This window comes from Curvibacter cyanobacteriorum, assembly GCF_028649475.1.
GTDB lineage: Bacteria > Pseudomonadota > Gammaproteobacteria > Burkholderiales > Burkholderiaceae_C > Curvibacter > Curvibacter cyanobacteriorum.
Genome location: NZ_JAQSIP010000013.1, coordinates 29,356 through 52,306, shown reverse-complemented (window position 1 = coordinate 52,306; position 22,951 = coordinate 29,356). Strand labels below are relative to the sequence as shown.

Below are 22,951 nucleotides of genomic sequence, written 5' to 3'. Positions count from 1 at the left end.
GCAGCCGCTTCCCCCGGCTGACCGGCTGACCGCCAGCCCGTCTGCCCAGCCGCCCCACCGCCGAGCGCCTGTGACCCTACACCGGGCTGACGTCCCTCAAAAGACTCAGGCTTCCGGAGCGCCCCAGCGAGGCCCGTGGGGTGCCAGTTTTAGAATTTGAGGATCGCCCAGCGGGCCCGAAATGGCCGATCTGGGCCCGAGGCCTCCCCGCAGCGCTGGGCTGACGAGTCCCCGGTTCATGGGGCCACCGTTGCCCCCTCGACCCACCGCGCCGCCCCAAGCCCACGTGACCTTGCCCCCTGCCCCGCCGCCCGCCCCAGCGCCTGACGCGCACTGGGATGCCCATTTCCGGGCCATCGTGGACTCTTCGGACGACGCGATCATCAGCAAAGACCTGGCGGGCATCATCACCAGCTGGAACCCCGGGGCCACCGCCATTTTTGGCTACCAGGCCCAGGACATGATCGGCCAGCCCATGCTGCGCCTGTTCCCGCCCGACCGGGTGCGCGAAGAAACCGAGATCCTGCGCAAAATCGCGGCTGGCGAGAAGGTCGACCACTTCGAAACCGTGCGCCGTCACCGCGACGGTCACCTGATCAACATCTCGGCCACCATCTCGCCGATCCGCGACGCCCAGGGCCGCATCATCGGGGCCTCCAAAGTAGCGCGCGACATCAGCGACCGGCAGCGCTACGAAGCCATTTTCGCGCTGAGCCCGGACGCCTTCATCACCCTGGACCGGCAAGAGCGCGTCAGCCACGCCAGCCCGGCCATCGAAGGCATGACCGGCCTGCCCGCCAGCGCCTGGCTGGGCCTGGGCCTGGACGCGGTGGTCGAGCGGCTGAACCAGGGCAGTGACGCCGCCAGCCAGATCGAGGGAAGCGCCACCCTGTGGCAACTGGCCCGTGGCGAGCACAGCCTGCCGCTGCAGCGCCGCACGCTGGGCCAACCCGAAGCCCGGGTGCTGAGCCTGCGGGCGCGCAGCAGCGACGAGGGCCTGGTCAGCCTGGTGCTGAGCCTGCGCGACATCTCCCACGAGACCCGGGTGGAGCGGCTGAAGTCCGAGTTCATGGCCACCGCGGCCCATGAACTGCGCACCCCGATGACCAGCATCCGCGGCTTCATCGAGCTGTTGACCCTGCGCGACGAGGCCCTCTCCAGCGCGGAGCGCCGCCACCTGCTGGACATCATCCTCAAGCAGACGCTGTTGATCAACGACACCATCGACGACCTGCTGGACCTCGACAAGCTCGAGTCCCGCACCACGGCCGACCTGCACCTGCAGCCCCTGGACCTGGTGACGCTGGTGCAGCGTGAATTGGCGGGCTGGTCGCAGTCGCCCGGGGCCTGCGCGCCCACGCTGGCGGCCGAGCATGGCCCCTGCTGGGTGCAGGGCGATGAGACCTACCTGCGGCGCGCGCTGATGAACCTGCTGTCCAACGCACGCAAATACTCGGGCGACGCCGCCCCGGTCGCGGTGCGCGTGGCCCCCCACCCCAACGACCCAGGCCTGCTGCTGCTCAGCGTGCGCGACCAGGGCCGCGGCATGAGCCCCGAACAACTGGCCCGCTATGGCGAGCGCTTTTACCGAGCCGACGAATCGGGCTCGGTGCCCGGCACCGGACTGGGGGTCAGCATCGTCAAGCAGATCGTGGCCTTGCACGGCGGCCGCTTGGAGGTGCAGAGCGAACTCGGCCGGGGCACGGTGGTCACGCTTTGCCTACCGCGCCTTCGCACGGCGGCCCCCGAGGGGCCAGGTGCCGCGGGCCGGACGCCAAGCGAGCCGGGCCCGACCGCCCCTTGAACCGCCGCGCGGTTCCACGCGGCACGGGGGTACGGGGATACGGGCGAATCTTGAGCCTGCCGCCCGGCAGCGCCCCAGGCGCTCATGGAGCCCTCCACAGGGTCCCAACGGAGCCGGAGGCACCGTAAAAACCGCCAGTCCCTGAAGCCACCGCCACGCCACGCCGCGGCCCGGTCCGGCCCGGCCCGGCCATTGGTGCTTGGTGCTTGGTGCTTGGTGCTTGGTGCTTGGTGCTTGGTGCTTGGTGCTTGGTGCTTGGTGCTTGGTGCTTGGTGCTTGGTGCTTGGTGCTTGGTGCTTGGTGCTTGGCAGGTGACGCTGGCGGCGCGCCTCAGCCCATGGCCAGCCGCGGCCAACCGGGGGCACCGGACTCGCGAAGGGTGGCCTCCGGGTCCAGCTTGAACACCGACACCGCCTGCACCAGCTCGCCCGCCTGCGCCTGCAGGCTGCTGGCCGCGGTGGCGATTTCCTGCACCAGCGAGGCGTTTTGCTGGGTAGCCTGGTCGATCAAGGCGACGGCCTCGCCGATCTGGCCGACGCTGGCACTTTGCTCGGCGCTGGCCTCGCTGATTTCGGCCACGATGGTGACGACTTTTTCGATGCTGCCCACGATGTCGTCCATGGTGCTGCCGGCCTGCGCCACCATCGTCGAGCCCTGGGCCACTCGCTCCACGCTCTCCGAAATCAGTTGTTTGATTTCCTTGGCGGCGGTGGCGCTGCGTTGCGCCAGCACCCGCACCTCGCCCGCCACCACCGCGAAGCCGCGCCCTTCTTCACCGGCACGGGCGGCTTCGACCGCCGCATTCAGCGCCAGGATGTTGGTCTGGAAGGCAATGCCATCGATCACACCAATGATCTCCTGGATGCGCGAGCTGGAGTCGTTGATGCTGTTCATGGTCTGCACCACGCCCGCCACCACCTGCCCGCCCTGCTGGGCCACCGCCGCGGCCTGCACCGCCAGCTGGTTGGCATGGCGCGCGTTGGCCGAGTTCTTTTGCACGATGCCCGAGAGCATCTCCATCGAGGCCGTGGTCTGCTGCAGCGCGCTGGCCTGTTGTTCGGTGCGCGCCGACAGGTCCTGGTTGCCTTCCGCGATCTCCTGGCTGGCCCCGGACACCTGGCTGGCCCCCCGACGCACATCGGACACGATGCCCATCAAGCTCTGCCGCATGTGCTCGATGGCGTGCATGACGTGGGTGATCTCGTTGCGCCCCCGAGCCGGCAGGCTGCGGCTCAGGTTGCCTTCCGCGAACGACGTCACCGCCTGGTCTGCCTGGTCGAGGGGGCGGGTGATGGACTTTGTCGTCAGCACACTGAGAAAGATGGCGAGCAACAGCACCCCCGTGCTGATGGACACCAACACCCGGCGCAAGTGCACGAATTCGGCGTGGGAGGCCTCGCTGGCCACCGCGCCAATGCGCGCGCTTTCGGCCAGCGACACATTGATCTGCTCAATCAACTGGGCCAACAAGGGCCGGCACTCGACATTGATCTTGCGGATGGCCTGCTCGGCCTGCCCGGCCCCTGCCAGGCGAACAATGTCCAGTGCCACCGGGCCGTATTGGGCCTCGATCTTGAGCACCTGCTCGTGGCTTTGACGCAGCGCCTCGGTGGTGTCCGGCATGGCCTGCACAAAAGGCCCCAGCTTGGCCAGCACCGACTGCACCTTGTCGTGGGCCTGCTGCACCAGACGGGTTTCCGACGCCCTGTCCTCGGGCGACGAGGCCAGCACCAGATTGCGGGCCGACACGGCCCGCGCATTGGCCGCCGTCAGCAGTTCATTCTCCAGCCGGGTCAGGACATTGAGGTCATTGATCTGGTGATCCAGATTGGCCTGGGTCCTGGCCTCGCCCTGCAACCCCAGCACCGCCACCAGCACCAGGGCCAGCGTGAGGGCAGCGTAGCCCACGCCGAGGCGCAAGCGGATGGAAAAATTCTGAATGAAGTTCATTTTGTGTCACCGGCCTGGAGGCGTGGACCCACCGCAGTCCCTGTTCGCCCCGTCAGCCGCCCGTGGTTGGTGGTCGGTCACTGGTGTGGATGGAGATCACCTTGATCTGACCCCGCTGCGCTGCCGCAGGGGGACAGAACGCCTTCTTCACACCCGCCGTGACCGGAGGACATGAATCAATTGCTGATACTTATTATGCTTTTTTTACAATATTTTTCAACACAAATTTATCGTTAACACCATTTACAAATGATATTTCATTGGCTAAGAGCTACTTACTTTTGATAACTTTTGATTTTTATCAAATTCGAAATTGACCCAAGTCGTCGGCAACGAACACCCGCCGGCGGCCGAGCCCAGGCTGCCTTCCTCTGGTCAGGCCCGATGCAACCCAGGCGCGCACGCACCGCACTGGGAGCACTACGCACCAGGAAGCCGTTTGGATGCAGGGGACTGAAAAAAAAGAGAGGGGGCGCACGGCCCCCAGGGGTGGCCCCGCCTCACCCGACGGCGCGCACCGACTCCGCCGGGCCGGCCCGGCGAGGCCCCACGGGGCGGGGGCGGAACCGCCGCTGCACAGAACCACCGCCGTGCAGGACCGCCGTGGCGCAGGGCGGCCCAGGGGGCAGGTCATCGAGCAGGTCACCGGCCAGGCCGCCGTGGCCGCGGCCTGGCGCCCGTCGCCACGGGTGGGCGGCGGCGGGGCTGAACACGCTCAGCGCTCAGCGCGGCAACAGAAAGCGCGTCGCTTGCTGCCGCTGCAGCGCGGGCGCCTGTTCGGCCACCACGGCCAATTGCAAAGGCAGCACGGGGGTGCTGGCCCCCTGGGCCTCGGCGGCCGCAGCCGCTGGCAAACGCACGGTGACGGCCACACTGCGCTCGCCACTGGCGGGCACGTCGATGGGCGCGGTGGGCAGCAGTTGCAAGGGCCCGGCCTCCCGCAATTGCACCGTGAAGGCGTGGGCCCGGACGTCATAGTTCTGCAGGTGCAGGCGGTAGACGTTGTCCACCGAACCGTCGCGGTTGGGGCGCGACAGCACGGCCCGGTCCCGCAGCACTTCCAGTTGCAAGGGCACCCGCTGGGCCACCGTCCAGCCGACCCCCAGCAAGGCCAGCAGCAGCGCCAGCGCATGACCCCGGACGCGCGCTTGGGCCAGCGTGTCACGCCAACCCGTGCCCAGGCTGTTGGCAAAGCGGATCAGGCCCGTGGGCTGGCGGGCGCTGAGCATCACCCGGTCGCAGGCGTCAATGCACAGGCCGCAACTGATGCACTCGTACTGCGCGCCCTGGCGGATGTCGATGCCGGCCGGGCAGACCTGCACACACAGGCCACAGTCCACACAAGCCCCCGCCGCCGGCAGGGCCTGGGCCGCCGGGGCCGCCGGGGCCGCCGGGGCCGCCTGGCCAGCGGGGCCCGCTAGCCGCGACAGAGGCGCGCGCAGCACGTTGGCACGCGGCTCGCCACGGCGCTGGTCGTAGCTGACCACCTGGGTGTGTTCATTGCCCATCACACCCTGGAAGCGTGCGTACGGGCACATGTGCTGGCAAACCTTCTCACGCAGCAGACCCGCCTGCAAAAAGGCAAACAGCGCATAGCCCAGGCACGCGCCCAGCTCCACCGGGCCCATGGCGCCGGCCAGGGTGCGGCGGGCCAGGTCGGGCCCGCTCGAAAAATAGGCGGTGAAGGTCCAGCCCAGGGCCAACGACATCCCGCCCCACAGGCCCCAGGTCAATGCCTGGCGTGCCGCCGACTGCAGGTGCTGGCCTGAGCGCGCACGCTGGCGGCGTTGGCCTGGCGTGCCCATCACCCACTGCTCCACACCCAAAAACACGCCGGTGTACACCGACTGCGGGCAGACAAAGCCACAGAACACCCGCCCGCTCAAGGCCGAAGCCAGGAACAGCGCCAGGGCGCCCGCCATCAGCAAGCCGGCCAGCAGCAGCAAGTCTTGCGGTCCGTAAATGGCGCCCAACAGGTGCACGCGCTGGTGGGCAAAGTCAAAGCTCAGCAAGGGTCGCCCGTTCCAGGACAGCCAGCACAGGCCAAAGAACAAGGCCTGGGTCAGGCCCACGCTGGCCCAGCGCGCGCGGTTGAAGCGGCCCCCGATGGCGCGCACGCCCCAGCGCAGGGACGAAACCGGAGGGTGGAATTGGATCGGCTGCGCAGGCAGGCCGGACAAAGAGGTCATGACACAGGCTCCAGCGCTGGGCGCCGGCGGTCGATCGACCGTTGGCCGGACGCGCCAGCAAACGCCTGTCAGTGGGCCTGAGGGGGCCGGCAAAAAACAGATTCAGAAGCGACGACCAAGGACCGGATCAGTTCATCAGAAATGATTATTTGACCGGAACTGATATGGTCAATAGTCCGCGAATTGACTGCGGCAGCCGGTCTGCGGCGCCCGGCCTCCCCGGGCCTGAGACCGCGGCCGGAACGCAAGGCCACAGCCGCTGAACCGACACCGGGCCCACCCAATTCACCAAACAATGATCAAATTTATCGGCCAATAAGAACAAATGGCGACCGATCAAATCACCTGACGCCTCACCCGCCACCCGCCACCCGCCACCCGCCACCCTGCCCCCGCGACCCCGCTCACCGGCTCAGCGGCGCCAGCCCGGTCCGGTCGCAAATCAGCCGCCCCAGGCGCGCCAGGGCGTCGCGCAGGCCGTCGGGCCCCACCGCGCCGTAGTTCAGACGCAGGCAATGGGCAAAGCGCTGGTCGGCCGAGAACAGGGCCCCAGGCATCAGGCTGACACCGGCCTCCAGGGCCTGCGGCAGCAGCGCCCGGGTGTCGATGTCGCCCGGCAGCGCCACCCACAGCAGGTAGCCGCCTTCGGGCCGGGTGGCCTGGGTGCCGGCCGGAAAATGCTCGGCAATCGCGGCCAGCGCCACATCGCGCTGCTGTTGCAGGGTCTGGCGCAACCGCCGCAGGTGCAGGTCGTGCCCGCCCTGGGCCAGGTAGTCCGAAATGGCGACCTGCGAGGGCACCGCGGCCGACAGGCTGCTCATCACCTTGGCGCGCTCTACGGCCCGACTCCAGCGCCCGGCAGCGGCCCAGCCGACGCGGTAGCCCGGCGCCAGGCTCTTGGAGAACGAGCCGCAATGCAGCACCCAGCCGGCGCGGTCGAAGGCCTTGATCGGGCGCGGCTTGTGGGGGCCAAAGTACAGCTCACCGTACACGTCGTCCTCGATCAGGGGCACCTGATGGCGCGCCAGCAAGTCGGCAATCGCCTGCTTTTTGGCCTCGGGCATCAGCGCCCCCAGCGGGTTCTGGAACGAGGACATCAACCAGCAGGCCTTGACCGGTTGGGTGGCCAGCGCCTGCGCCAGGGCCGCCAGGTCAATGCCGTGTTCGGGGTGGGTGGGCAGCGCCAGCGCCTGCAGCTGCAAGCGCTCCAGCGCCTGCAGCGAGGCGTAAAAGGTGGGCGACTCCAGCACCACCAGGTCGCCCGGTTGGGTGACCGCCTGCAGGCACAGGTTGAGGGCTTCCATGGCGCCATTGGTCACCACCAGTTCGTCGGCCGACACCGCCAGCCCATCGGCAGCCAGGCGCTGCGCCACCTGCTGGCGCAGGCGGGCATGGCCGGTGGCCAGGTCCTCGACCAGCTTGTGCGGGGGCAGGCGCCGCATTGCGCTGCCCAGGCTGCGCCCCAGCTTGGCCAGCGGGAACAGCGCCGGATCGGGGAAAGCCGACCCCAAGGGCAGTACCTCGGCACGGCGCGACAGCTTGAGCACCTCGACCACCAGGTCGTTGACGGCCACCGACTGCGAGGGCGGCGGTTCGGACGACACCTCGGGCGCCGCCAGCGCCTCAGGCCGCCGCGCCGCGACAAAGTAGCCCGACCTGGGCCGCGCCTGCACCAGGCCGCGCGACTCCAGCAGGTAGTAGGCCTGGAACACGGTCGCCGGGCTGATGTGGCGCCGCGCGCAGGTCACGCGAACCGACGGCAAGCGATCGCCCACGCGCAAAGTGCCGTTGTGGATCAGGGTCTGGAACTCGTCAGCCAGGCGTTCGTATTGGGTCATGGACAGGCAAAAAACAAGGCGGCAACACGGGCCTGAACGGCCCCAGGCCTCACTGTGCCAGACCGCGGGCCGGGTCGGCGCCGGCGCGCCCACAATCTCCCCCTCGCCAGGACAGGCTCGGGCCAGCCCGTGCACAATGCAGCCCGTTTTCAACTCCGGGACCCGTCGGCCATGCCGCAACTGAACTTTGTGAAACAGGGCCAAGGCCCTTTGGTGGTGCTCAGCCATGCGCTGGGTTGTGACCTCAGCATGTGGGACGAGGTGGCACTTGCCCTGCAAGACCGCTACACCGTGCTGCGCTACGACCACCGCGGCCACGGCCAGTCGGCCGCCGGCGCCAGCCCCTTCACCCTGGACGACCTGGCCGACGACGCGGCCGAGCTGATTCGCGCCCACAGCTCGGGCCCGGTGCACTTTGCCGGCCTGTCCATGGGCGGCATGACGGCCCAGGCGCTGGGTGCCCGCCACCCCGCCCTGGTGCGCAGCCTGGTGATCGCCAACTCGGCCAGCCAGTACGACAGCGCGGCCCGCGCGATGTGGCAGGCCCGCATCGACACGGTGCGCCGTGACGGCGTGGCGCCCATCGTGGAGGGGGCCCTGCAGCGCTGGTTCACCCCCGAGTTCCGCGCGGATGCGTCGCACGGGGCCCCGCGCGTGGCCGCCCTGCGCGCCGTGCTGGCCGCCGTTGCCCCCGAGCCCTATGCCGCCGCCTGCGAGGCCGTGGCCGGCATCGCGCTGGACGCCGGCAACACCCGCATCGGCTGCCCCACCCTGGTCATCGCTGGCGGCCGCGACGAGGCCACCCCACCGGCTTTGTCCGAACGCATCGCGCAGGCGATTCCCGGCGCGCAGTTGCAAAGCCTGGACGCCGCCCACCTGAGCGCGGTCGAGCAACCGCAGGCCTTCGCGCGCCTGCTGGCCGATTTCTGGTCGCCCCTGGCTGAGCACTGACCCACGGTCCTGCGGATCGGCGCCGGGCCGGTGCGCCGCCACCACCACCGCCCGGCCCCAACGCCCGGCCCCGTCAGGCCAGGCGCATGCTGTGCAGGCGGGCCGCGAACGCCAGCGCGGCGGCGCTGCGCGAGGCACCGCGGCGCCACAGGATGCCGGCATGCCGCACCATGGTCGGCGCGGTCAGCACGATGGCACACAGGTCGGGTGCCTGGCGCGCCGCACGCTCGGGCACGATGCTGGCCAGGTCACTGTGGCGGCACACGCCCAGCAAAGCCTCCACCGACTCCACCTCCACGGGCACCCGGGGCTGCAGCACGCCGGCCTGGCGCAGGCTGTCGTCGATCAGGCGCCGCGTCGCAAAGCTGCGTGGCAACAGCGCCAGCGGCTGCTCGGCCAGCCGCTTCATGGGCAGGCTGTTGCGCTCGGCCAGCGGGTGGCCGGGGCGCACCACCAGCAGCATGCGTTCGTCGAACAAGGGCTCGGTCTCGATGTCCTCGTGCCCGGCCGGGTGAAACGCGATGCCCAGGTCCAACTCACCGCGCAGCAGTTGCTCCTCGATCGGCCCCGCGCGCAGGTCGCGCACCTCGATCTGCACCTTGGGGTGGGCCTGGCTGAAGGCCGCCAGCGTGGCCGGCACCAGGGTGTTCAAGAAGGTCGGAAACGCCCCCACCGTCAGCCGCCCCGACTGCAGGCCACTGAGGTCGGCCAGCGCCATGCGCCCGGCCTCGATCTCGCGCAGCGCGCGCATCGCATAGACCCGGAAGGCGGCCCCCGCCTGCGACAGCTTCAGGCCGCGGCCCAGGCGGTCGAACAGCACCGTGTCCAGCTCCTGCTCCAACTGCCGCAGCCCGTGCGACAGCGTGGACTGGGTGACGAACAGCTTGTGCGCCGACTGGGTCAGGTGCTCGGTCTCGGCGATGTCCAGAAAGTAGCGAAGTTGGCGGATGTCCATGCCACCGATGGTAGCCAGATCGTTTCAAGTCATCGAACGATCCATCAAAAATAAATCATTTGATCGTGCAGAGTCTTGCCCTTAGCCTTGGGCTCTGTTTTCAACCCCTAGGCAAAGGCCCCTGGCATGACGGGACGTTTTCCCATCGAACGCATCGAAGCACGCATCCTGGACATCCCGACGATCCGGCCGCACAAGCTGTCCTTTGGCGCCATCAGCCGGCAGAGCCCGGTGATCGTGCAGCTGTGGCTGCGCCACGGCGCCACGGGCTTTGGCGAAGCCGCCACCATCGGCGGCCCGTCCTGGAACGAGGAATCGCCCGAGAGCATCCAGCACGCCATCCAGGCCTACCTGGCGCCCGTGCTGCTGGGTCAGGACGGCGGCCAATTCGGTGCCGCGCTGGCCCGCATGGACCTGGCTTGCAAGGGCAATGCGTTTGCCAAAAGCGCGGTCGAGATGGCGCTGATCGACGCCGTGGCCCGCAGCCTCGGTCTGCCGGCGCACCAACTGCTGGGCGGCAAGCGCCACCACAGCCTGCCCCTGGCCTGGACCCTGGCCAGCGGCGATGTGGCGCGCGACCTCGAAGAGGCCCAGTTGCGCCTGGCACAAAAGCGCCACCGCATCTTCAAGATGAAGATCGGCGCACGCCGACCCGAAGACGACGTGGCCCACGTCAGCCAGATCGCCCGCGGCCTGCAAGGTCAGGCCACACTGACGGTGGACGTCAACCAGGCCTGGGACGGCGCCACCGCGCGCCGCTACCTGCCGCCGCTGATCGACGCCGGCGTGACCCTCATCGAGCAGCCCGTGGCCAAGTGGAACCTGGCCGCGCTGCAAACCCTCAGCCAGACCCTGGGCGACCGCGCCCACCTGATGGCCGACGAAAGCGTCTGCACCCTGCAAGACGCGATGCAACTCGCGCGCAGTCAGGCCAGCCAGGTGTTTTCGCTCAAAGTGGCCAAACACGGTGGCTTGCTGCGCACCGCCCAGGTCGCCGCGGTGGCCGAGGCCGCCGACATCGGCTGGTATGGCGGCACCATGCTCGAGACCTCGATCGGCAGCGCCGCCTCGGCCCATGTGTTCAGCACCCTGGGACCCCAGCACCATGGCTGCGAGCTGTTTGGCCCGCAACTGCTGGTCGACGACGTGGTCAGCGAGCGCATGGTGATCCGCGACTTTGAGCTGCAACTGCCCGACGGCCCGGGCTTCGGCCTGACCGTCGAGCCCAGTCAACTGGACCGCTTTGACCGGGCGCGCACCGGCCTGCGTCCGGTGCACATTGACCTGGGCGCGGCCCACACGGCCGCCGCGACCGCGCCCACCACCCCGACCCCGACCGCTTGAACAAGGAAAGCCCTCCCATGTTGTTTCTGGTTCGCATGGATGTGAACATCCCCCACGACCTGCCCGAAGCCCAGGCCGCCGACATCAAGGCGCGCGAAAAGGCCTATGCCCAGGCCTTGCAACACGACGGCCGCTGGCGCCACCTGTGGCGCGTGGTCGGCGAGTACGCCAACTACAGCGTGTTTGACGTCGCCTCCAACGACGAACTGCACACCCTGCTGTCGGGCCTGCCGCTGTTCCCGTACATGAAGATCCACGTCACGCCGCTGGCCCAGCACCCCTCGGCCATCGCCTGAGACCCATCCCAACAAAAACCGCTCACACGCCCCAGCCCATCGACGATTGGCGGTTGCGACGAGGCGCGAAACCGCAGACAGCCCCAGCGGTGCGACCCGGCGAAGCCACGGCGCCTCCAGGCTGGTGTCAGCGGTGCCAAGAACAAAACGGAGACACACGATGAACCCACTGCAAGCCCCATTCGGTGCGCCCCGTTGGCGCCCGGGCCTGGCCCAGGTATTCAGCCTGGGTCTGGGCCTCGGCCTGATGGCCAGCGCGCTCAGCGCCCACGCCCAAAGTGCGGCCAACGCCGCAGCCGACTGGCCCAACAAGCCGATCCGATGGGTGGTGCCGTTCCCTCCCGGTGGCGCCATGGACGCCATCGCGCGCACCCTGGGCGAGCGCGCCGGCAAGGCGCTGGGCCAGCCCTTTGTGATCGAAAACCGCCCCGGCGCCGGCGGCAACATTGGCGCCGAGCTGGTGGCCAAGTCACCGGCCGACGGCTACACGCTGATGATCACCTCCATCGGCATGGCGACCAACAAGCCGCTGTACGGCAAGCTCAGCTACGACCCGGTCAAGGACTTCGCCCCGGTCAGCCTGCTGGCCGTGGTGCCCAATGTGCTGGTGGTCAACGCCAGCCAGAGCAAGCTGCGCTCGGTCGACGAGCTGATCGCCGCGGCGCGCCAGTCGCCGGGCAAGATCACCTACGGGTCGGCGGGCAACGGCACCTCGATCCACCTGGCGGGCGAGGTGTTCAGCTCAATGACCCAACTCGACCTGGTGCATGTGCCTTACAAGGGCAGCAGCCCCGCGCTGACCGACCTGCTCGGGGGCCAGATCGACCTGATGTTCGACAGCGTCACCTCGGCCCGACCGCACCTGCAGTCGGGCAAGCTGCGCGCCCTGGCGGTGACCACCGCCAAACGCTCGGCCGCCCTGCCCCAGGTGCCCACCCTGGCCGAAGCCGGGGTGCCCGACTACGAGGTGTCGCCCTGGTTCGCCGCGTTTGTGCCCGCGGGCACGCCCAGGCCGGTGCTCCACAAACTGCAGGCGGCGCTGGTCAGCGCCCTGAAGCAGCCCGAGGTGCAGGCCCGCTTTGACGCCATCGGCGCCGAAGCCGTGGGCTCCAGCCCCGACGAGCTGGCCGCCCACCTGGCGCGCGAATCCACGCGCTGGACCCAGCTGATTACCCAGCGCGGCATCCGCCCCGACTGAACCACGGCACCCCGCGCAGCGCGCCACCGGCCGCCCCCTGGGCGGCCTGGGGACGCGCGCGCCCAAGCCGCCCCCTGTTTTGCCGACCCTTCCCTTCCTTTCACTGGAGACACCATGTCTGAAATGAACCTGCAAGCCCTGCTGCAACGCGTCAACAGCACCCAGATCGCCCCGGGCAACCCCCGCGTGCGTGCGCTGACCGAGCGCATCGTGACCGACCTGTTCAAGACCATCGACGAACTGGACGTCAGTGCCGACGAGTTCTGGACCGCCGTCGACTGGCTGGGCCGCCTGGGCGCCGCCGGCCAGTTGGGCCTGATCACGGCAGGCCTGGGTTTTGACCGCCTGCTGGACATCCGTGCCGACGAGGCCGACCAGCGCGCCGGCCGCCAGGGGGGCACCCCGCGCGCCATCGAAGGCCCGCTGTACGTGGCCGGCGCCCCCACCGCCACCTACGAGGTGCGGGTGGACGAAGGCGCCCCCAAGGGCGAGGTGTTTGTGATGGAAGGCCAGGTGCGCGACCTGCAAGGCCAGCCCGTGCCGGGTGCGCTGATCGACGTCTGGCACGCCAACGAACAAGGCGGCTATTCGCACTTCTTCCCGGGCATGCAGCCCTACGAACTGCGCCGCCGCATCCAGGCCGATGCCCAGGGCCGCTACCGCCTGCGCAGCTACCTGCCGCCGGGTTACTCGATCCCGCCCAACAGCCCGACCTCGGAGCTGTTTGAGGCGCTCGGTCGCCACGGTCACCGCCCGGCCCACATCCACTTCTTGGTGGTGGCCCCCGGCCTGCGCACGCTGACCACCCAGGTCAACATCCCCGGTGACACCTACATCGACGACGACTTTGCCTTCGCCACCCGCGACGGTCTGGTCATCGAACTGGAGCGCGGTGTGGCCCCGGCAGGCTACGAATCGCTGGGCATTGAGGCGCCGTTTGTGCGCAGCCGCTTTGACTTTGTACTGACCCCGGCCCTCAACGACAGCGAAGCCTCGCCGCTGGCCCGCATCGCGCGCATCACCGCCTGAGGCAAGGCCGCCCGCCACCGCGGTCGTGGCGGCGGGCGGGTCCCATGCTGCTCCCCTTCATTGATTCAGCGCCCCGTGGGGCGCTCACAACCATGACTTCACTCAAACCCCTGACCTGGGTCGCCTCGGCCCTCGCCCTGCTGCTGGCGGCGCCGCTGCAAGCCCAGACCTTCCCGAGCAAGCCCGTCACCGTGGTCGTGCCCTACGCGCCGGGAGGCCCGGTGGACAACCTGATGCGCGCCCTGGCCACCCGCCTCGACAAGGAATGGGGGCAGCCCGTGCTGGTGCTCAACAAGGCCGGGGCCAACGAGATCATTGGCGCCGAGTTCGTCGCCAAAAGCGCCCCCGACGGCTACACCCTGCTGGCCGCCACGGAAGCCGCGCTGACCATGAACCCGCACCTCTACAAAAAGCTGCCTTACAACGCTGAAAAGGACTTCACGCCCGTGAGCCGCCTGATCAGCGTACCCATGGTGTTTTTTGTGCCGGCCAACGCCAAAGCCAACACGCTCAAGGAGTTCATCCAACAGGCCAAAAGCGCCAAGGACAAACCCATGAGCTATGGCTCCTCGGGCGCGGGCGGCATCGTGCACTTGCCACTGGCCATGTTCGCCAAGCAAGAAGGGCTGGACATGGTGCACATCCCCTACAAGGGCGCAGCGCCGCTGATCCCCGAGGTGATTTCGGGCCAGGTCGACTCGGCGGTGCTGGGCGTGTCGGTGATCGAGCAGCACGTCAAGGCCGGCAAGCTCAAGGCGCTGGCCATTTCGTCCGAAGCCCGCAGCGTGGCGCTGCCCGAAGTGCCCACCTTCAAGGAGGCTGGCGTCAAAGACATCGACGCGGTCTTCAACATTGGCCTGGTGGCCCCGGCGGGCACCCCCGCCGCGGTGGTTGAGAAAATCGCCGCCGACCTGCGCCGCGTGCTGCTGGCCCCCGACTTCCGCAAGGCCCAGGTCGACGCCTACTCCTACGTGGCGGTGGGCTCCAGCCCAGCCGAGTACAAGGCCTTCCTCGCGCGCGACCTCAAGGTGCAAGGCGAGCGCGTCAAGACCTCGGGGGCGACGCTGGACTGAAGGGCTGCGCCGGGGATGGCCGCGCCTTGGCGTGGCGGCTCAGGTGACCGGCGTCCTGGCCCGGCGCCGCAGCCCTCAGTAACTCAGTAAGTCAGGGTCTCCACCCCGCGCGGTGTGCCCAGCAGGCACACGGCAGCCTTCTGGTGCGCGAACACGCCCACCGTGACCACGCCCGGCCACTGGTTGACTTGGGACTCAAAGGCCAGCGGGTCGGTGATCTGCAGGCCCAGCACGTCGACGATGTACTGGCCGTTGTCGGTCACCAGGGGCTGGCCGTCTTTTTGGCGGATGCTGCCTTGGCCACCCAGGGCGGCAAACTGGCGGATGATTTGCTGCGCGGCCATCGGGATGACCTCGACCGGCAGCGGGAACTTGCCCAGCACGGCCACCTTCTTGGACTCATCGGCGATGCAGACAAAACGCTTGGACAAGGCGGCCACGATCTTTTCGCGCGTCAGCGCGGCACCGCCCCCCTTGACCATGTGGCCCTGGCCATCAATCTCGTCGGCGCCGTCGATGTAGACCGACAGGCTGCTGACCTCGTTCGCATCCAACACCGGGATGCCCAACGCCTTCAGGCGCACGGTGGATGCCTCCGAGCTGGACACCGCGCCCGGGATCTGGTCCCGCATCGTGGCCAGTGCATCGATGAACTTGTTGACCGTCGAGCCCGTGCCCACGCCCACAATTTCGCCGGGCACCACGTACTGAAGTGCGGCCTGGCCAACGAGGGCCTTGAGTTCGTCCTGGGTGTAAGAGGTGCTGCTCATGGGGAGGGGGTGGGTAGTTGGGGGAAAATCGGGGGGAAATCACGAAACGCCCCGAATTATCCAATGTCGCTTCTGCCCTACGCCCTCGCCCGCCCTTTTTTGTTCGGCATGGATGCTGAAAAAGCCCATGAACTCACCCTGCACGCCCTGGCCCGCACCCAAGGCACCCTGCTGCAGCACGCCTGGGCCTGCCGCCGCGTCAGCGACCCGGTGCAGGTCGCGGGCCTGAGCTTCCCCAACCGCATTGGCCTGGCCGCCGGCCTGGACAAGAACGCGCGCTGCATCGACGCGCTGGGCGCCCTGGGCTTTGGCTTTGTCGAAGTGGGCACCGTCACGCCCAAGGGCCAGCCGGGCAACCCCAAGCCGCGCATGTTCCGCCTGCCGCAGTCCAACGCGCTGATCAACCGCCTGGGCTTCAACAACGACGGGCTCGATGCATTCATCGCCAACGTCAAGCGCGCGCGCTTTCGCCAGGCCGGTGGCCAGCCCCTGCTGCTGGGCCTGAACATCGGCAAGAACGCCGCCACCCCCATCGAGCAAGCGACCAGCGACTACCTGACCTGCCTGGACGGCGTCTACCCGCACGCCGACTACGTGACGGTCAACATCTCCAGCCCCAACACCAAGAACCTGCGCGCACTGCAAAGCGACGAAGCGCTGGACCAGCTGCTCTCCGCCCTGGCCGCGCGCCGTGCCGAATTGCAAGCCCAGCAAAACCGCCGCGTGCCCTTGTTCGTGAAGATCGCCCCTGATCTGGACGAAGCCCAGATCGAGGTCATTGCCGCCACCCTGCTGCGCCACGGCATGGACGGTGTGATCGCCACCAACACCACGCTGAGCCGCGACGCCGTCAAGGGCCAGCCCCACGCCGAGGAAGCCGGTGGCCTGAGCGGCGCACCGGTGCTCGAGGCCAGCAACCGCGTGATCCGCCGCCTGCGCGCCACGCTGGGCCGGGACTACCCCATCATCGGTGTGGGCGGCGTCATGAGCGGCGCCGACGCGGTGAGCAAGCTTGAAGCCGGCGCCAGCCTGGTGCAGATCTATACCGGCCTGATCTACCGGGGCCCTGAACTGGTGGGCGAAGCCGCCCAGGCGCTGAAGGCGCACGCGGCCAAGCGCTGAGGGGGCACCAGACGGCAGAGGTGCCAAACGCGCGCGCTGCCAACGGTCACGGGCGGGCGCGCCTCTGACAGACCCCAATCGCCGATGACGACGCACATCAGATGGGACCTGGAGCGGCCCGGCGCTGAAAAAGCCTTGGCCCCGGCACCTTGGCCCCGGCGACAACGGCCTCGTTGAGCCGAGTGAACGGGGAGCACTTGATCGGGAAGCGCTCCGTGGAACTCACGGCTTGACCTGATTCAGCACCGTCAACTCAACCCCGGCGACGTCCTGGCTTCGCCAGGTCGCACCGGCGGTACTGCCTGCGGTTTTGCGCCGCGCCTCAACCGACCGTCTTCGATTGGCGGGGTCGTGTCAGCGCTTCTTGGGCAAACCCGACAGGTAGAACCAAGACTCCGCCAAGCCAGACAAAAATGCCGCGTAGAACATGACGTGAATCACCGGCAGGTCGAGCAACAAGCAGGCGATCAGCACGCTTTGCACATAAAAATTGACCTTGGCCGAGGGATGAGACACCGGGTAGACCCACTCTCCCGTCCGCACCCGGGCCAAGACGTAGCGGGCGGCATGCAATAAGGCAAACACCACCGGGAACACCGCGCGCCAGCCCTCGATCAGGGTGGGGAAGAACAGGCAGATGCCTGTGATGCCCAGCACGTAGTTGCACGAATCCCCCAGGATGTCGAGCTTGGCCCCCAGTCGGCTTTGGGCATTCAACCGACGGGCCAGATAGCCATCCAGAAAATCAGTGAACTGCGACAAGGCCAACAGCAGAAAAAACAGAGGGCGTTCCCCCTGAAATGCGACCATCAGGATGAAGGGCATGGCCACCATGCGGGCCGCCGACAACAGGTTGGGCAAGTGCTTGATCATCACATCCTCGGTCACGCAGTGGCCCAAGCCGACCACAGCGATGCCACACAGCCGGCCATCATGAAGCTGTCGAACCGGTCCAGCACCCCGCCGTGGAACGGAATCAAACGGCTGAAATCCTTGACCCCGACCTGCCGCTTGTAAACAGAGGCCAACAGATCGCCGGCCTGGGCCGCCAGCAGCAAGAGCAGAAAGGCCAGGAATCCCAAGCGATCCATCTCGAACCCCTGCAGCCCCCAATACAGCAGCAGACTCAGTGACAAGCCCCCCAAAAAGCCCTCCCAGGTCTTGCTGGGGCTGATCTTGGGCACCCAAGGCGTCTTGCCGAACAACTGCCCCGAGATCTGACTGAAGCCATCCATGGCCACCGCGGCAGCGTAGGTGAGCATGATCTCCTCCGGCCGAATGCGCCAGGCAAAGGCCATGAAGCCGGCCGCCACCGTGGTGTACAGCAGCAGCGACAGGCCCAGGTGCCGAACCGATCGCTTCCGATTGACGACCACCTCATACAGCCCCAAGGCGACGATCAAGAACGCCAGGGCGAGAAAGGGGTAGTAGAAGTAGATCGACACCAGCATCAGGGCGCCGACCAGGACGTAGATGTAGAACTTACCCAGGATGCTGCGCGCCGATGACGCGGACTTGCCTCGCACGTACCACAGTGTGGCCAGGCCCCCCAGCAGGTAGCCCACGGCAAACACACCAATCAGTCGCTCGAACATCGTCACCGGGTACTTTCTTTGGGATGGGTGGGCGACCCACCAAGGCCGCCGAGCTAAAAATGGCTTGGTGCGCCAACAAGCAAATTGCCTACCAAAGGCGCTGGTCTGTAGGCCAAGTGCAGGTGAAAGGCGATGACTCGCGCATCGTCGAGGTCTTCCCGAGGTCAACCCCTGCTGCCAGCAAGCCAAGCGCGCCCACCGTCGGTCCGCACAGCCTAGGCCAAGCCAGGCTCCATGGCCCCATCAGAGCGGTCTGGGACGGTCGCTGTTGCCCGGCCAGAGACCGAATCGCAACAAAGCACTCCTCAATGACAACAGCCGCTTTGCAGCGGCTGTTGTGAGGCAGTCTCAGGTCACCCCGCGGTCAACAGATGTCGCGCCGCAAGGCTAATCAGGCCCCACGACGGCGCACCTGCGCCAGGCCGAACAGCCCCAACAACGAGGCCATGACCAACAAACCAATCGGAGAAGTCAGCGGGACAGCCGCCACCGCGGCAGCGGCCACCACGGCCACCACCGCATTGGAGAAGGTGTTGGCGTTGGGCGCGATGTCGACCTTGCCAAAATTGATCGAGCAATCCGAACCCTTGACCGTGAAACTGAAGTAGCCAACGTCCGTCGCGGCGCTGTTGGAACCGCCCTGAAAGCCGAAAACCATCGGCACATCAGGCTGCCCGATGTTGGCCGATCCGATGGAACCAGTCGCGCCTTGGAACGGGCCCACGGCCTGACCATTCCAAAACGCCAGGGTGGCGTTGGTCCCGTTCATGATCGAGCCACCCGTGCTCATCATCTTGGTGGTGTTCAAAGTGAGCGCGTCGTAATTGAAGTTGGCGCCGCAACTGGCCGACCCGGAACCGAAGCACACGTCCGCCACACCATCCTGGTCCAAGTCCAGCGCCATTTCAGCGACGCCACCCGCGTTGGCATTCAACCCCCCCCCAACGCAAACCGCAGGCCGCGTGCCGTCGTTCACTTGGCTCAAGACGTTGACAGGTCCCACGATCGCAGCCTGGCTGGCCAAGGAGAACAATGACAGGAGCGCCGAAGCGGCAAGCGACCAAACTTTGATTTTCATGAGGCGACGGCATCGCGCTCCCGGCCCATGGCCGGACGCGAAGTGGAGAACGTTAAGGGCTGTTGAGTTGCAAAACTTTGAGAGGTTAACACATTAAGTTACACAAGCAACACTTTTGATCCGGCACTCCTGGCGGCCCACAACTCGCACGCAGTCAGCTGGGTTCGCCACCTTGAGCCCCCACCTCAACCCGCCATGCTCAGGGGTGCAGGCGAAGTCTGCACAGGGAGCGGGCGGCGGCTCTTGAGCTTGATGTTCAGGCGCAGTTCGTTTTCGCTGTCGGCATGGCGCAGGGCTTCCTCGTAGCCAATCGCACCCTGCTCGTACAGGTCAAAAATCGCGTCGTCAAAGGTCTGCATGCCCAGCGCGCGCGACTTGGTCATGACCGCCTTGATGTCATGGAACTCGGCACGGTAGATCTTCTCGGCCACCGTCGGGGTGTTCAACAGGATCTCCACCGCAGGCTGGCGGCTGTCGCCCTGCACACCGCGCAGCAGGCGCTGCGACACGATGGCGTTGAGGTTCATCGACAGGTCCATCAGCACCTGCTGGCGTCGCTCTTCGGGGAAGAAGTTCAGCACCCGGTCAAAGGTGCGGTTGGCACTGGTGGCGTGCAGCGTGGCCAGGCACAGGTGGCCGGTCTCGGCAAAGGACAGCGCCTGCTCCATGGTCTCGGTGTCGCGGATCTCGCCAATCAGAATCACATCGGGCGCCTGGCGCAGCGCGTTCTTCAGGGCGTGGTGCCAGGAATGGGTGTCCACCCCAATCTCGCGGTGGGTGACCAGCGAGGCCTGCGAGGGGTGCACAAACTCCACCGGGTCTTCGACCGTCACGATGTGGCCCTTGGCGTGGCGGTTGCGGTGGTTGATCATGGCCGCCAGCGAAGTCGACTTGCCCGAGCCCGCAGCCCCCACCACCAACACCAGGCCCCGCTTGGCCATCACGATGTTCTTGAAGGCCGCCGGCAAACCAAAGCTGTCCAGGTCGGGAATCACATTCGGGATGGTGCGCACCACCAGGCCCACCTGGCCTTGCTGGCGGAACACATTGACGCGGAAGCGCGACACCTCCGGCACGCTGAAGGCAAAGTTGCACTCCATCTCCTGCTCGAACTCCTGCTTGTGGCGCGGGTCCATCAGCGCCTCGGCCAGTTGGCGCGTGTGCTCACCGTGCAGGCGCTGGTTGTTGAGGGGGTGCATCTCGCCATGCAACTTGATGGCGGGCGGAAAGTTGGCCGACAAAAACAGGTCCGTGCCACCGGCCTTGACCATGGTGCGCAGCAGCGTGTGGATGTATTGCAAGGACGCGTCTTGGGCGGCGCTTTGTGTCATGGATTCCCCCTGGTTCGAAACGGTCGCCCGCGATCGGTCACCCGTCTTTGGCGACGGGCCCGGCAGAGCGGCCCGTATTTCAACAGCTTTCGGCCCTGTCCCCGTTTGAAGCCGAGGTAAAGACCGCACCGGAACGTTGAATATTGCAGCTTTTGAGCACCGATCTGGGGCTTTGGCGGCGGTTCAAATCGCGCCCGTCACGAGCCATACAAGGGCCGTGCCAGGCCGAACAGCGCGGCGGCGCAGCGGGTTCAGCTGTGCGCCAGCAGCACGCCCAGCGTCTGGTCGTTCATCTCGAAGGGGGCAAAAGCACCGGCCAGGCGCCGGGGCAGCGCCGACTGCTCAAAACGCCAGGTGTGGCTGGCGAAGGCCTGGTTGTCGAGGATCAGCTCGTTGAACTTGCGGTCCAGCCGCGTCTGGCTAGCGGCAATCCGCACCGGAAAGCTCAGCAACGCCGAGATCTTCTGGGCCAGTTCGGCATTCGAGAAGCACAACTGCCCCACCAGGTGGTAGATCTCGGGGTCGGCCCCCAGGGGGGCGGGCTGGGACAGGTCGGCGCGCAGCAGGGCCAGGCCGGTGTCGACCACGCGGTTGATGGGGATGTAGTTGGAACACGCCCCCGGGTCGATGTCCAGGCTCAAGGGCGTTGACGCCAGTCGGGCAAAGCGCCGAATCCCGCGCAGAAACCCGTGCAGTCCAAAGTTGCTCTGCCCGTGCCAGCCGGTGGTCTCATGCCCCACCACGATGCTGGGGCGCACCAGGGTCAGCGCACGGCCCGTGGCTTTGGCCAGGGTGCTGAGGCTCATCTCGGCCGACCATTTGGAGAACTGATAAGCATTGATCAACCGGGGTCGGCAGTGCAGCACCTCGGCCGGCGTGAGGTTGTCAAAACCGGCGGTGTAGGCGGTGGAGACATGGTAGAAGCGCTCAAAACCAGGCCGTGGCGCCAGCGCCTCGAACAGCCGGGTGCTGAAGCCCACATTGGTCTCAAAGCAGGCGCTCAGGTGCGCCATGTCGTAGCGCATGTCAGCCGCACAGTGCCAGACCACAAAACGGTCAAAGCCAGCCAGGTGGGCGAGCAAGGCCGGCACCGAGTCCAGTACCTGAACGCGCGCCCACGCGGCGTCGGGCAGGGCCGCACCAAAGCCCTGGGCAGCGGCCTGCAGGCTGGCGCGACTGCGGTCGCCGTTGGGGTCATTGCGCGACAGACACAACAGCGCATCGGGGCCAGTCTGCAACCACTGCGCCCCCAGGCTTCCCCCCAGAAACCCCGTGGCCCCCGTCAACACCAGTGCGGTGCGGCTCATGCCACGGGCTCGGACATGCGGGCCACCGCGGCGCGACAGCGTGGATCCATGACGCGGTGCCACAAGGGCGGCACCAGCGCGACCAGGGCCATGGTCGGGTAACCGAAGGGCAGCTGCGGACTGCCCTCACGCGCCTGCAAGCTGGCGTACACCAGGCTGGGCTGGGCATGGTGGTGCGCGTGGTGCTGCAGGTTGATGGTGGCCCAGTTGGACCACGCAAAGTCGGCGTCCCAGGTGTGCTCGTCGCGCACCTTTTCATAGCGCCCATCGGGCAGAGGCCGGCGCCCCAGCCCGTAGTGCTCGATGTAACTGACGACCTCCAGCAGGGTGTACGCCACCAAACTCTGCAGGCAAAAATACGGCAGCACCACCCAACCCAACACGGCCACCAGGGTCGCCATCAGCATCAGTGGCAACAGGCCGTACCACACGGTCGGGTTGTCCCAGCGCCAAAAGCGCAGCCCACGCTGGGCCAGGGTCTTCTGCTCGGTCTGCACAATGAAGCGCGCAATCCCCAGCGTCGAGCGCCACAGAAAGCGGTAGAAGTTCTCCCCCAGCGGCGCCGAAGTGGGATCGGCCGGGGTCCCCACGTGTTTGTGATGGCCCTTCAGGTGTTCGGTGTAGAAGAACATGTACGAGACACCCAGCATCATGGCCAGGCCCACGGCGCGGGGCCAACGCCCCTTCTTGTGCAGCAACTCATGGGCCGTGGTGATGCCCATGGCCCCCGTGCCCAGTCCCACCGACAGACTCAAGCCCAGGTAAGACCACAGGTCCATGGGCGCCCTGCTCACCTGCCACAGGCCCCAGCCAATGAGGACGAAGTGCGCCAGTGCCAAACCGTACGCGACGGCCATGGGCCAGGCCACCGCCGTCCGCTCCGCCAGAACCCGGGGCGACGGCCCCGGACGCCGGCCGATGATCAGGTCCAGCAAGGGGAACAGACCAAACAGAATCAGCGGTGTGACGAAGTACGCCCCGGCGCCCCAATCGGCGGCCCACTGCGCCCCCACCACGGTCGAGATGGGGTAACTCAAGCTGATCAAAAACAGAAATGCACTCATGGTCCAAGGTCCGAAGCCGACGCGATGGTATGAGAAGGCGTCTGACAGCCGTGCGAC

19 protein-coding genes are annotated in these 22,951 nt (G+C 67.2%); 8 read left to right on the top strand and 11 right to left on the bottom strand.

Annotation, left to right across the window (positions count from 1 at the left end; genetic code table 11):
- The first annotated feature begins 286 nt into the window (after nucleotides 1-286).
- Nucleotides 287-1,804: a PAS domain S-box protein gene (locus PSQ40_RS20110; RefSeq protein ID WP_273953675.1), complete on the top strand. Its 1,518-nt coding sequence runs from the start codon at nucleotides 287-289 to the stop codon at nucleotides 1,802-1,804.
- A 330-nt stretch (nucleotides 1,805-2,134) separates the two neighbouring features.
- On the opposite strand, the gene PSQ40_RS20105 is transcribed toward PSQ40_RS20110, so the two are convergent.
- The 3 genes from PSQ40_RS20105 to PSQ40_RS20095 all read right to left on the bottom strand — a co-directional run bounded on the left by PSQ40_RS20105 (nucleotide 2,135) and on the right by PSQ40_RS20095 (nucleotide 7,781).
- Nucleotides 2,135-3,754, bottom strand: a complete 1,620-nt coding sequence (locus PSQ40_RS20105) for a methyl-accepting chemotaxis protein (protein ID WP_273953674.1) — start codon at nucleotides 3,752-3,754, stop codon at nucleotides 2,135-2,137.
- A 722-nt stretch (nucleotides 3,755-4,476) separates the two neighbouring features.
- On the bottom strand, nucleotides 4,477-5,943 hold the full coding sequence (gene ccoG, locus PSQ40_RS20100; RefSeq protein ID WP_273953673.1) for a cytochrome c oxidase accessory protein CcoG: 1,467 nt from the start codon (nucleotides 5,941-5,943) through the stop codon (nucleotides 4,477-4,479).
- A 404-nt stretch (nucleotides 5,944-6,347) separates the two neighbouring features.
- Nucleotides 6,348-7,781, bottom strand: coding sequence for an aminotransferase-like domain-containing protein (locus PSQ40_RS20095; RefSeq protein ID WP_273953672.1), 1,434 nt, complete (start codon nucleotides 7,779-7,781; stop codon nucleotides 6,348-6,350).
- 171 nt (nucleotides 7,782-7,952) lie between these two features.
- Between PSQ40_RS20095 and PSQ40_RS20090 the strand changes: the two genes are divergently transcribed.
- Complete coding sequence (locus tag PSQ40_RS20090; RefSeq protein WP_273953670.1) at nucleotides 7,953-8,732, top strand: alpha/beta fold hydrolase; 780 nt, start codon at nucleotides 7,953-7,955, stop codon at nucleotides 8,730-8,732.
- Between the two features lie 73 nt (nucleotides 8,733-8,805).
- Here PSQ40_RS20090 and cynR read toward each other — a convergent pair whose 3' ends face one another.
- Entirely contained in the window at nucleotides 8,806-9,687 is an 882-nt protein-coding gene (cynR, locus tag PSQ40_RS20085; protein ID WP_273953669.1) for a transcriptional regulator CynR, read from the bottom strand.
- A gap of 126 nt (nucleotides 9,688-9,813) precedes the next feature.
- Here cynR and PSQ40_RS20080 point away from each other — a divergent pair, with 126 nt between their 5' ends.
- The 5 genes from PSQ40_RS20080 to PSQ40_RS20060 all read left to right on the top strand — a co-directional run bounded on the left by PSQ40_RS20080 (nucleotide 9,814) and on the right by PSQ40_RS20060 (nucleotide 14,627).
- The gene (locus PSQ40_RS20080) at nucleotides 9,814-11,031 is read left to right on the top strand and encodes a muconate/chloromuconate family cycloisomerase (protein WP_273953668.1); all 1,218 of its coding nucleotides are present in this window, start codon (nucleotides 9,814-9,816) and stop codon (nucleotides 11,029-11,031) included.
- A gap of 17 nt (nucleotides 11,032-11,048) precedes the next feature.
- Complete coding sequence (gene catC, locus PSQ40_RS20075) at nucleotides 11,049-11,327, top strand: muconolactone Delta-isomerase (protein ID WP_273953667.1); 279 nt, start codon at nucleotides 11,049-11,051, stop codon at nucleotides 11,325-11,327.
- Between the two features lie 247 nt (nucleotides 11,328-11,574).
- Nucleotides 11,575-12,525, top strand: coding sequence for a tripartite tricarboxylate transporter substrate binding protein (locus PSQ40_RS20070; RefSeq protein WP_273953741.1), 951 nt, complete (start codon nucleotides 11,575-11,577; stop codon nucleotides 12,523-12,525).
- A 114-nt stretch (nucleotides 12,526-12,639) separates the two neighbouring features.
- Nucleotides 12,640-13,554, top strand: a complete 915-nt coding sequence (locus PSQ40_RS20065; protein WP_273953666.1) for a dioxygenase family protein — start codon at nucleotides 12,640-12,642, stop codon at nucleotides 13,552-13,554.
- A gap of 92 nt (nucleotides 13,555-13,646) precedes the next feature.
- Nucleotides 13,647-14,627, top strand: coding sequence for a Bug family tripartite tricarboxylate transporter substrate binding protein (locus tag PSQ40_RS20060; protein ID WP_273953665.1), 981 nt, complete (start codon nucleotides 13,647-13,649; stop codon nucleotides 14,625-14,627).
- An 83-nt stretch (nucleotides 14,628-14,710) separates the two neighbouring features.
- Here the strand turns inward: PSQ40_RS20060 and rpiA are convergent, their stop codons facing one another.
- Nucleotides 14,711-15,397, bottom strand: a complete 687-nt coding sequence (rpiA, locus tag PSQ40_RS20055; protein ID WP_273926254.1) for a ribose-5-phosphate isomerase RpiA — start codon at nucleotides 15,395-15,397, stop codon at nucleotides 14,711-14,713.
- A gap of 63 nt (nucleotides 15,398-15,460) precedes the next feature.
- Between rpiA and PSQ40_RS20050 the strand changes: the two genes are divergently transcribed.
- Nucleotides 15,461-16,519: a quinone-dependent dihydroorotate dehydrogenase gene (locus tag PSQ40_RS20050; RefSeq protein ID WP_273953664.1), complete on the top strand. Its 1,059-nt coding sequence runs from the start codon at nucleotides 15,461-15,463 to the stop codon at nucleotides 16,517-16,519.
- A 354-nt stretch (nucleotides 16,520-16,873) separates the two neighbouring features.
- Here the strand turns inward: PSQ40_RS20050 and PSQ40_RS20045 are convergent, their stop codons facing one another.
- The 6 genes from PSQ40_RS20045 to PSQ40_RS20020 form a co-directional block, all read right to left on the bottom strand.
- Entirely contained in the window at nucleotides 16,874-17,392 is a 519-nt protein-coding gene (locus tag PSQ40_RS20045; protein ID WP_273953663.1) for a CDP-alcohol phosphatidyltransferase family protein, read from the bottom strand.
- Nucleotides 17,393-17,403: 11 nt separating this feature from the next.
- Nucleotides 17,404-18,114 carry a phosphatidate cytidylyltransferase gene (locus tag PSQ40_RS20040; protein ID WP_273953740.1) on the bottom strand — a complete coding sequence of 237 codons (711 nt, stop codon included), beginning with the start codon at nucleotides 18,112-18,114 and terminating at the stop codon, nucleotides 17,404-17,406.
- 391 nt (nucleotides 18,115-18,505) lie between these two features.
- Nucleotides 18,506-19,192 (bottom strand): IPTL-CTERM sorting domain-containing protein, encoded by a 687-nt coding sequence (locus tag PSQ40_RS20035; protein ID WP_273953661.1) that lies wholly within the window; start codon nucleotides 19,190-19,192, stop codon nucleotides 18,506-18,508.
- Nucleotides 19,193-19,377: 185 nt separating this feature from the next.
- Nucleotides 19,378-20,523 carry a PilT/PilU family type 4a pilus ATPase gene (locus tag PSQ40_RS20030; protein ID WP_273953660.1) on the bottom strand — a complete coding sequence of 382 codons (1,146 nt, stop codon included), beginning with the start codon at nucleotides 20,521-20,523 and terminating at the stop codon, nucleotides 19,378-19,380.
- A 251-nt stretch (nucleotides 20,524-20,774) separates the two neighbouring features.
- Nucleotides 20,775-21,830: an SDR family oxidoreductase gene (locus PSQ40_RS20025; RefSeq protein ID WP_273953659.1), complete on the bottom strand. Its 1,056-nt coding sequence runs from the start codon at nucleotides 21,828-21,830 to the stop codon at nucleotides 20,775-20,777.
- Nucleotides 21,827-22,894 (bottom strand): alkane 1-monooxygenase, encoded by a 1,068-nt coding sequence (locus PSQ40_RS20020; protein ID WP_273953658.1) that lies wholly within the window; start codon nucleotides 22,892-22,894, stop codon nucleotides 21,827-21,829. The genes PSQ40_RS20025 and PSQ40_RS20020 overlap by 4 nt, the downstream gene beginning before the upstream one ends.
- Between the last annotated feature and the right edge of the window lie 57 nt (nucleotides 22,895-22,951).